Origin of the sequence: Nakamurella sp. (assembly GCF_048594475.1) — a bacterium.
GTDB lineage: Bacteria > Actinomycetota > Actinomycetes > Mycobacteriales > Nakamurellaceae > Nakamurella.
On record NZ_JBMDXT010000134.1, the window covers coordinates 1 to 8,951 of the forward strand.

Genomic DNA, 8,951 nt, shown 5'->3' on the forward strand with positions numbered 1-8,951 from the left:
GACCCGGGGCCGGCGTCCGGCTCCGGCCGAGGCCGTTCATCGGAGCCGGGCGCGGACACCGCCGCCGGTGCCTCCGGGTTCGTCGAGCCCCACTGCCGCAGCTTGGGCACGAGCCACTGCGGACCGGTGCGGAGCATCGACAGTTTCAACCCCATCCGAGTGTTCGGCCGCCACGACCGCGCTGCGGGACCCGAGGTCCGCCACCCGCGGCCGTCGGGACCGGCGATCCCGCTCGACCCGGCCCAGCCTAGCCAGCCGGCCGGACCGGCCGGTGGAGGCGGCCCGGAGCGCCGGTCACATGATCATCTGTGGTGACCCCGGTCACCTCCCGGGCCGTGCGGCAAAGCAGTGGATCGAACCGGGCCGATCGGGCAGCATCGGGGACGCCCGGGCACGCATCGATCCGCCCGGTCGACCGTCGCGAGCAGTGGAGCCCCGTCATGACCCAGCGCAGCACCCCCGACCGCGATCGGCGCCGTCCCCGCGCCCTCCGGGCGCTGCGTCTGCCGCGGGCGCTGCATCTGCCGCGGGCGCTGCGCCCCTTCCGCAAGGTCCAGTACCGCTGGCTCACCACCGCCCTGGCCTGCTCGCTGTGCAGCGTCGGGATCTGGCTGGTGGCGTCGGTCTGGCAGGTCATCCAGCTCGGCGGCACCGCCTCCGACCTGTCGCTGGTGGCCTTCGGGTCCGCCCTCGGGCTGACCCTGTCCGTGCTGATCGGCGGGGTCGTGGCCGACCGGGTTCCGCAACGCCGGATCCTGCTGGTCGTCGAGGCGGTGCGCGGCCTGGGCTTCGCGACGGCCGCCGTCCTGGCCCTCACCGGGGTCGTGCAGATCTGGCAGCTGGCCGTCATCGGGCTGGTGCTGGGCCTGGCCGACGGCTTCTTCTACCCGGCCTACTCGGCCTGGTTGCCGGCGCTGGTCGACCCCGACGAGCTGCTGGCCGCCAACGGGATCGAGGGCATGCTCCGGCCCACGGTCATGCAGGGCCTCGGCCCGCTGGTGGCCAGCCTGGTCATCGCGGCCTGGTCGCCCGGGGCCGCGTTCGCGCTCGTCGCCGTCCTGCAGGTGGGGACCGCGTCGGCGCTCTGGGCCATGCGGACGACCGCCGTGCGGCGGGAGCTCGATCCGGACGTGCATCCGCTGCGCAGCGCCGTCACCGACGTCCGCGACGGCTTCGCCTACATGGTCCGCACCCGGTGGCTGCTGGCCACCCTGCTGTTCGCGACCGTGCTGGTGCTCATCGTCATCGGGCCGATCGAGGTGCTCCTGCCGTTCGCGGTCAAGGACCAGACCGGCGGCGGCCCCGGCGCGTTCGCCGCCGCGCTGGCCGCGTTCGGGGTCGGCGGGGCGCTCGGCTCGCTGACGGCCGCCAGCATGCGGCTGCCCCGCCGCTACCTGACCCTGATGATCCTGGCCTGGGGCGTCGGGTCGCTGCCGCTGGCCGTCATCGGCCTGACCGACCTGCTCGGCGTCATCGCCGCCGCCTGCTTCGTCGTCGGTTTCGTGCACTCGGCCGCCCAGGTGGTGTGGGGCACCCTGCTCCAGCGCCGGGTGCCGCCCGCGCTGCTCGGACGGGTGTCGAGCCTGGACTTCTTCGTGTCCCTGGCGCTGATGCCGATCTCGATGGCGCTGGCCGGTCCGGTCGGCGACGCGGTCGGCATCACCACCGCGTTCCTGGTCGCCGGGATCGGCTCGGCGGTGCTGGCCGTCCTGACGCTGTGGATCGCCAAGCTGGGGCCGGACGAGCTCGCCCACCCGCTGGACGACCTGCCGGTCGCGGCCCCCGACCCCGTGCCGCTCACCGAGGACTGAGGGCCGGCTGGCCGGCCCTCAGCCGAGGACCTCGTGCACGTAGCACCAGCGCCACGCCTCCCCCGGCTCGAAGCTGCGCATCACCGGGTGAGCCGTGTCGTTGAAGTGCCGGGTGGCGTGCCGGCCGACCGACGAGTCGCAGCACCCGACGTTGCCGCAGGTCAGGCACAGGCGCAGGTGCACCCAGCGGGTGCCCTCGCGGAAGCAGTCCGCGCAGCCGTCCGGGGTCTGCGGGGTGGCGGCCAGCGGCGCGGCGTCCAGATCGGCGCACAGGTTGGCCGCGGGCTCGGGCGTGACCAGGGTGCGTTCCAGGTCGGTCTCGGCCCGCGCCTCCCGGCGGTCGATCATGGACTCCTCGACGTCCAGCGCCTCCATGACGCCGGTCAACACCTCCGAGTCGACCTCCCCCGCCTTGCGGATCTTGAGCACCGCGGCCCGTTCCGCGGCCAGCATGGCCGTCCGCAGCCGCCGGTACTGCTCGCTGGGCGGTTCGTCGCCGCCGGTGTCGCCTAGGCGTTCCCAGACCTGATTGAGGCGGGACTCGCCCCGGGCCCGCAGGACCCGGACCACGTCCTCGTCGTCCCGGTCGGTGACGATCCGGTCCAGCTCGTGCCGGCCGGCCTCCACCGCCGCCTGGAGCACGGTGGCCTCCTGCAGCGCGTCCTCCCGGGCGTCCGGCCCGCGGACCTGGAGCGTGCGGGCCAGCCAGGGCAGGCTCAGGCCCTGGATGAGCAGGGTGCCCGCGGTGACCACGAACGCGCCCAGCACCAGGACCTGCACGTTCGGGACCGAGGCCGGGATGACGAACGCGGCCGCCAGCGTCACCACTCCGCGCATCCCGGCCCAGGACACCACCGCGGTGGACCGCCACGAGAAGGCCTCGTCGGTGCTGCCGCGGGGCCGGATCAGCAACAGGCCGACGGGGAAGACCCACAGCGGCCGGACCAGGATCACCGTCACCAGCACGCCGGCGCAGAACCCGGCGATGGTCCAGAACGAGAGCGTCGTGGCGCCCAGGCTGTCCACGATCCGGCGCACCTGCAGGCCGATCAGCAGGAACACCGTGTTCTCCAGCAGGAACTGGATGGTCTCCCAGTTGATCCGCTCGTTCATCCGGGAGGTGGCGTTCTGGATGATCGGCGCCTTGTGGCCGAGCACGAGGCCGGCCGTCACCACTGCGATCACCCCGGAGGCGTGCAGCTCCTCGGCCGGCAGGTAGGCCAGGAACGGTGCCATGAACGAGATCGTGCAGTCGATCAGCGGGTCCGAGACCTTGCGCCGGACCAGGGACAGCAGCAGCGCGACGGCGAAGCCGATGACCGCGCCGCCGGCCGCGGCCCAGACGAAGTCCAGGGTCACGCCCCACAGGCTCACCGTCGCCCCCACCGCGACGATCGCGGTCCGCAGGGCGACCAGCGCCGTCGCGTCGTTGAGCAGCGACTCGCCCTCCAGCACGGTGACGATCCGGCGGGGCAGGCCGATCCGGCGGGCGATCGCCGTGGCCGCCACCGCGTCGGGCGGGGCGACGACGGCGCCGAAGGCGAAGGCCGCCGCCAGCGGGATCGGGATCAGCAGCCAGGCGACGAACCCCACGATCAGGGGGGTCGCGACGACCAGGCCGACCGCCAGCCAGGCGATCGACCGCCGGTTGGCCGAGATGTCGACCAGGGAGGTGCGGATCGAGGCGGAGTACAGCAGCGGCGGGAGCAGGCCCACCAGCACCAGCTCGGGACTGAGCTCGAACGGCTCGACGAACGGCAGGAAGGAGGCGCCGATGCCGATCACCACCAGCAGCAGCGGGGCGGGCGCCCCGAGGCGTTGGGCGATCACACTGGCAACGGTCACCGTGGCGATCAACGCCAGGATCCACAAAGCGGTCTGCACGGGCCGATCGTCGCATCCCGGCGGCACTGTCGGGGCCCGGTCCTAGGGTGGCGCCATGACGACACTCCAGGACCGCCCCCGCACCGCACTGCTGGTCATCGACGTGCAGAACGGGGTGGTGAACGGCAGCTACCGGCGGGACGAGGTGGTCGCGACGATCAACGGGCTGATCGACCGGGCCCGGGCCGAGCAGGTGCCCGTCGTGTGGGTCCAGCACAGCAGCGCGGAGTTCCCGCCCGGCAGTGCGCCGTGGGAGTTCGTGCCCGAGCTGGTCCGGGCCGACGCGGAACCGCTCGTCCACAAGCGGTACGGCGACTCGTTCGAGGACACCACCCTGGAGGAGGAACTGGCCCGGCTCGGGGTGGGCCGGCTGGTGGTGACGGGCGCGCAGACCGACGCCTGCATCCGCTCCACCCTGCACGGGGCCCTGGTCCGCGGCTACGACGCGGTCCTGGTCGGCGACGCCCACACCACCGAGGACCTGACGGCCTACGGGGCGCCGCCGCCGGACGCGGTGATCGCCCACACCAACCTGTACTGGAGCTTCCAGGAGGCCCCCGGCCGCAGCGCCGGCACGGTGCCGTCGACGGAGGTCAGGTTCGACGCCGCCGGCTGACCGGCATCAGCTCGAGCCGAGCACGGCCGCCCGGGCCTGGGCCACCGCGGTGGCCGGCCCCGCGGCGTGCCAGGTGTGGCCGCCGTACTCGAACACCGCGGTGGTGCCGCCCAGCCCGAGGACGAGGGCGGCGCCCGGCAGCCAGTCCCACAGCGGCGGGTCCGCGTGCAGCCAGACGCCCAGCCGGCCGGCGGCGACGGCGGCGAGCTCGATGGAGCCCGAGCCGATGATGCGCACCGACGCGGCGCCGGCGATGGCCCGGACCAGCCCGTCGCGCAGGGTGGGATTGCGCAGGCGCGGCGGGTGCAGGTAGGTGGTGATGGCGACCTCGGCCAGCTCGCGGTCGACGATGCGCGGCAGCGGTGCGCCGTTCAGGGTGGGCGGCACCGCCGGCCCGCCCAGCCACAGCTCGTCCGTCGTCGCCTGATAGATCGCCCCCAGGGCCAGATCGCGCACCGGGTCGACGTCCTCCCCGGCGGTGTCGGCGGTGTCGGCGGTGTCGGCGGGGCCGTCGGTCGGCCCGTCCACCAGGGCCAGCGCCGAACACCAGGCCGGCAGGCCGGAGACGAAGTTGTAGGTGCCGTCGACCGGGTCGATCACCCAGGTCCGGCGGCCGGGGGCGGCCGCCCCCTCCTCGCCCAGCACCCCGTCGGCCGGACGCTCGGCCGCCAGCCGCTCCACGATCAGCGCCTCGGCCGCCTTGTCGGCATCGGACACGACGTCGCTGATGCTGGTCTTCTCCTCGACCCGGAGCCCCTCCGCGCGCATGCGGGCGGCCAGCCGCCCCGCGGTCGTCACCAGGTCGGCGGCCAGCTCGGGATCGGAGAGTGTCGCGGTCACCGCCCCACCGTAGCCAGCGCTGGACCGCCCACGATGCCGGGCGGGTCGGGGTGTGGCCTGGTACACAGGGGCGGTGACCCAACTGCTCCTCGGACCGCTGCTGCGGCACGTCGGAACGACGGACGCGACCATCTGGGTGGAAACGGACACGCCGTGCGAGGTGGGCGTTCTCGGCGCCACCGAGCGCACCTGGACGGTCGGCGGCCACCACTACGCGCTGGTCGAGGTCCGCGGTCTGGAGCCGGGGACCAGCACCACCTATGAGGTCACCCTGGACGGGGAGCCGGTCTGGCCACCGCCCGGGGACGACCGGCCCGCGCCCCGGATCCGGACCGTGGACGCCGAGCGGCCGGTGACCATCACGTTCGGCTCGTGCCGGTACGCCAGCTCCGCGGCCGTCGACGACCCCAAGTACGACGCCGACGCGCTCGCCTCGCTGTCCCGCCGGCTGGTCGGCCAGCCCGAGGAGCAGTGGCCGCAGGCGCTGCTGCTGCTGGGCGACCAGGTCTACGCCGACGAGACCTCGGCCGGCACGCAGGAACGGATCCGGCGGCGCCGGGACATCACCAAGGGCGCCAAGGAGCAGGTCGCCGACTTCGAGGAGTACACCTGGCTCTACCACGAGTCGTGGACCGACCCGGACGTGCGCTGGCTGCTGGCCACCATGCCGACCTCGATGATCTTCGACGACCACGACGTGCGTGACGACTGGAACACCTCGGACTCCTGGCGCCGCGACATGGCCGCCCAGCCCTGGTGGCACGACCGCATCGTCGGCGCGCTGACCTCGTACTGGGTGTACCAGCACCTGGGCAACCTCGGCCCCGCCGAACTGGCCGAGAACGAGCTCTACCAGCGGGTCCGCCGCGCCGGCCAGGACGTGCAGCCGCTGCTGCGCACGTTCGCGGAGGCCGCCGACGCCGAGGCCGACGGCGCCAAGGGCGCGCGCTGGTCGTACCGGCGCGATTTCGGCCCGGTGCGGCTGCTGGTCATCGACTCCCGCTGCGGGCGGGTCCTGGACGGCACCCGCGGGATGATCGGCGACGCCGAGTTCGACTGGATCACCGACCAGCTCGCCGGCGACTACCACCACCTGCTCATCGGCACCTCGCTGCCCTGGCTGATGGCGCCCGCCCTGCACGACGTCGAGGCCTGGAACGAGGCCCTGTGCGCCGGCAGGCGGGGCCGGTTGGTGGCCCGGCTGTCGGAGGGTTTGCGGCGGGGACTCGACCTGGAGCACTGGGCCGCCTTCGGCCGGTCCTTCGAGCGGCTGGCCGGGCTGATCGCCGCGGTCGGCCGCGGCGAGTACGGCGGCGCCGCCGGCGCCCCGTCGACGGTGTGCGTGCTGTCCGGCGACGTGCACCACGCCTACATCGCGGCCGCATCCATGGCCGGCGGCACCCGGTCCGCGGTGTACCAGCTCACCTGTTCGCCGTTGCACAACCGGGTGCCGGCGGTGATGAAGCTGGCCTTCCGGGCCGGCTGGAGCGCCGTCGCCGAACGATCCGTGCGCGTCGTCATCGGGACCGTCGCCCGCATCCCCCGCCCGTCCACCCGCTGGCACCGGCTCGCCGGCCCGCTGTTCGGCAACGACGTCATGTCGTTGACCCTGGACGGTCCGCGGGCCCAGGTCTGGCTCGATCAAGCGGGGCCGGACGCCGGCCACCCCGAACTGCACGAGATCACCCGGCTGCGGCTGGCCTGAACACCCGGAACGGTCGGCGGCGCGCCGTCACCCGGAGCGGGTGACCCGGGCCGTCGCACCGGCCCCATCGCGTAACGTGATGCCCCGTGCTCATCATCGCGATCATCCTGGTGGGAATGCTGGCCGGTGCGGCCGCGCAGCTGGTCTTCCGGAGCGGCAAGCGCCCGATCGACTGGACCGCGGCGATCGTCACCGGGCTGATCGGATCCTTCGTCGGCGGCATGCTGATCAGCCTGCTGTTCGGCGACGGGCTCAACATCCGGCCCTCCGGTCTGATCGGGTCGATCATCGGGGCCATCGTCGTCGCCGGCGTCTACAAACTGGCGACCGGCCGCGCCCCCGGGGACCGTTCGCGCCGCTGACCCGGCCGGCCCGCCGACGGCGATAGAGTCGGGGCCATGCAGCAGTACCTGGACTTGATGGATCGCATCCTGACCACCGGCACCGTCAAGTCCGACCGGACCGGGACCGGCACCCGCAGCATCTTCGGCCACCAGATGCGCTTCGACCTGGCCGACGGCTTTCCCCTGGTGACCACCAAGAAGGTGCACACCCGCTCGGTGATCGTCGAGCTGCTGTGGTTCCTGCAGGGCTCGACCAACGTCCGGTGGCTGCAGGAGCGCGGGGTCACCATCTGGGACGAATGGGCCGACGCCGACGGCGAGCTCGGTCCGGTCTACGGGCACCAGTGGCGGTCCTGGCCCGCTCCCGACGGCCGGCACATCGACCAGATCGCCGCCGTCGTGCGGTCCCTGCGGTCCGATCCCGACTCCCGGCGACACATCGTCTCGGCCTGGAACGTGGCCGAGGTCGACGAGATGGCGTTGCCGCCCTGCCACACCATGTTCCAGTTCTACGTGGCCGACGGCCGGCTCTCCTGCCAGCTCTACCAGCGGTCGGCCGACGTGTTCCTGGGTGTCCCGTTCAACATCGCCTCGTACGCCCTGCTGACCGCGATGATGGCGCAGGTCGTGGGGCTGCGGCCCGGCGAGTTCGTGCACACCCTGGGGGACGCGCACCTGTACTCGAACCATCTCGACCAGGCCCGGTTGCAGCTGACCCGCACCCCCCGGCCGCTGCCCGAACTCGAGCTCAAGCCCGACGTCACCGAGATCGACGCCTTCACCCTCGACGACATCGTCATCCGCGGGTACGACCCGTACCCGGCGATCAAGGCGCCCATCGCGGTATGACCCGGGTAGAGGCCGCCGCGGCCCCGTCCCCGACCGTGGTCCTGGTCGCCGCCGTCGCGCGCAACGGGGTGATCGGGGCCGACGGGGGCATGCCCTGGCACATCCCGGCCGACCTGCGGCGGTTCAGATCGATCACCATGGGCCACCCCATGGTGATGGGTCGCCGGACGTTCGAGTCGATGGGCGCGCTGCCCGGGCGCCGCAGCATCGTCATCACCCGGGACCGCGCCTGGCGGGCCGACGGGGCCGAGGTGGCCGACTCGTTGGACACCGCGCTGTCCATGGCGGCCACCACCGACGACCTGATCATGGTGGTCGGCGGCGGCCAGATCTACGCCCAGGCGATCGACCGGGCCGACCGCCTGGAGATCACCCACCTGGACCGCGAGGCGCCCGGCGACACCGTGTTCCCGGCGATCGACCCCGGCATCTGGGCGATCACCGGCCGGGAGGACGGGGACGGTCTGGTCTTCGCGACCTACACCCGGCGGAGTCCGCTCCGCGACCTGGCCGACCTCGTCCGGTCGATGGAGCCGCAGCTGCTGGCCGGGGAGTTCGAGTACTGCACCGTGCCCGGGCCGGCGGTGCCGGCGGGGCTGTCCCCGGTCGCCACGGTGCGGGAGCCGGAGGGCCTGACGCTGATCCTGCCGGCCGACGAGGCCGCCGCGGCCGGCCTGCCGGGCGGGTTCCGCTGCCGGCAGATCACGCTGCGGGTGCCATCGGCGCTCGACGCCGTCGGCCTGACCGCGGCCGTCGCCGGCGCGTTGGCCGACGACGGCATGGCGTGCAATGTGGTCGCCGGCTTCCACCACGACCACCTGTTCGTCCCGGCGGCGCAGGCGGACCGGGCGATGGCCGCGCTCGCGGCGCTGGCCCACACCCGGACCGACTGACCGCCGGCC

8 protein-coding genes are annotated in these 8,951 nt (G+C 73.5%); 6 read left to right on the forward strand and 2 right to left on the reverse strand.

Annotated elements, in window-relative coordinates:
• Positions 1-440: 440 nt before the first annotated feature.
• Entirely contained in the window at positions 441-1,811 is a 1,371-nt protein-coding gene (locus tag ACOJUF_RS06800) for an MFS transporter (RefSeq protein ID WP_420121104.1), read from the forward strand.
• Between the two features lie 18 nt (positions 1,812-1,829).
• On the opposite strand, the gene ACOJUF_RS06805 is transcribed toward ACOJUF_RS06800, so the two are convergent.
• Complete coding sequence (locus ACOJUF_RS06805) at positions 1,830-3,695, reverse strand: Na+/H+ antiporter (RefSeq protein WP_420121105.1); 1,866 nt, start codon at positions 3,693-3,695, stop codon at positions 1,830-1,832.
• Between the two features lie 55 nt (positions 3,696-3,750).
• On the opposite strand from ACOJUF_RS06805, the gene ACOJUF_RS06810 reads away from it, so the two are divergent.
• On the forward strand, positions 3,751-4,311 hold the full coding sequence (locus tag ACOJUF_RS06810) for an isochorismatase family protein (RefSeq protein ID WP_420121106.1): 561 nt from the start codon (positions 3,751-3,753) through the stop codon (positions 4,309-4,311).
• A gap of 6 nt (positions 4,312-4,317) precedes the next feature.
• On the opposite strand, the gene ACOJUF_RS06815 is transcribed toward ACOJUF_RS06810, so the two are convergent.
• Positions 4,318-5,151 carry an inositol monophosphatase family protein gene (locus tag ACOJUF_RS06815; RefSeq protein ID WP_420121107.1) on the reverse strand — a complete coding sequence of 278 codons (834 nt, stop codon included), beginning with the start codon at positions 5,149-5,151 and terminating at the stop codon, positions 4,318-4,320.
• Positions 5,152-5,224: 73 nt separating this feature from the next.
• Between ACOJUF_RS06815 and ACOJUF_RS06820 the strand changes: the two genes are divergently transcribed.
• The 4 genes from ACOJUF_RS06820 to ACOJUF_RS06835 all read left to right on the forward strand — a co-directional run bounded on the left by ACOJUF_RS06820 (position 5,225) and on the right by ACOJUF_RS06835 (position 8,942).
• On the forward strand, positions 5,225-6,856 hold the full coding sequence (locus ACOJUF_RS06820; RefSeq protein ID WP_420121108.1) for an alkaline phosphatase D family protein: 1,632 nt from the start codon (positions 5,225-5,227) through the stop codon (positions 6,854-6,856).
• An 86-nt stretch (positions 6,857-6,942) separates the two neighbouring features.
• The gene (locus ACOJUF_RS06825; protein WP_420121109.1) at positions 6,943-7,218 is read left to right on the forward strand and encodes a GlsB/YeaQ/YmgE family stress response membrane protein; all 276 of its coding nucleotides are present in this window, start codon (positions 6,943-6,945) and stop codon (positions 7,216-7,218) included.
• Positions 7,219-7,254: 36 nt separating this feature from the next.
• Positions 7,255-8,049, forward strand: coding sequence for a thymidylate synthase (locus tag ACOJUF_RS06830; RefSeq protein ID WP_420121110.1), 795 nt, complete (start codon positions 7,255-7,257; stop codon positions 8,047-8,049).
• On the forward strand, positions 8,046-8,942 hold the full coding sequence (locus ACOJUF_RS06835) for an ACT domain-containing protein (protein ID WP_420121111.1): 897 nt from the start codon (positions 8,046-8,048) through the stop codon (positions 8,940-8,942). The genes ACOJUF_RS06830 and ACOJUF_RS06835 overlap by 4 nt, the downstream gene beginning before the upstream one ends.
• Positions 8,943-8,951: the final 9 nt, after the last annotated feature.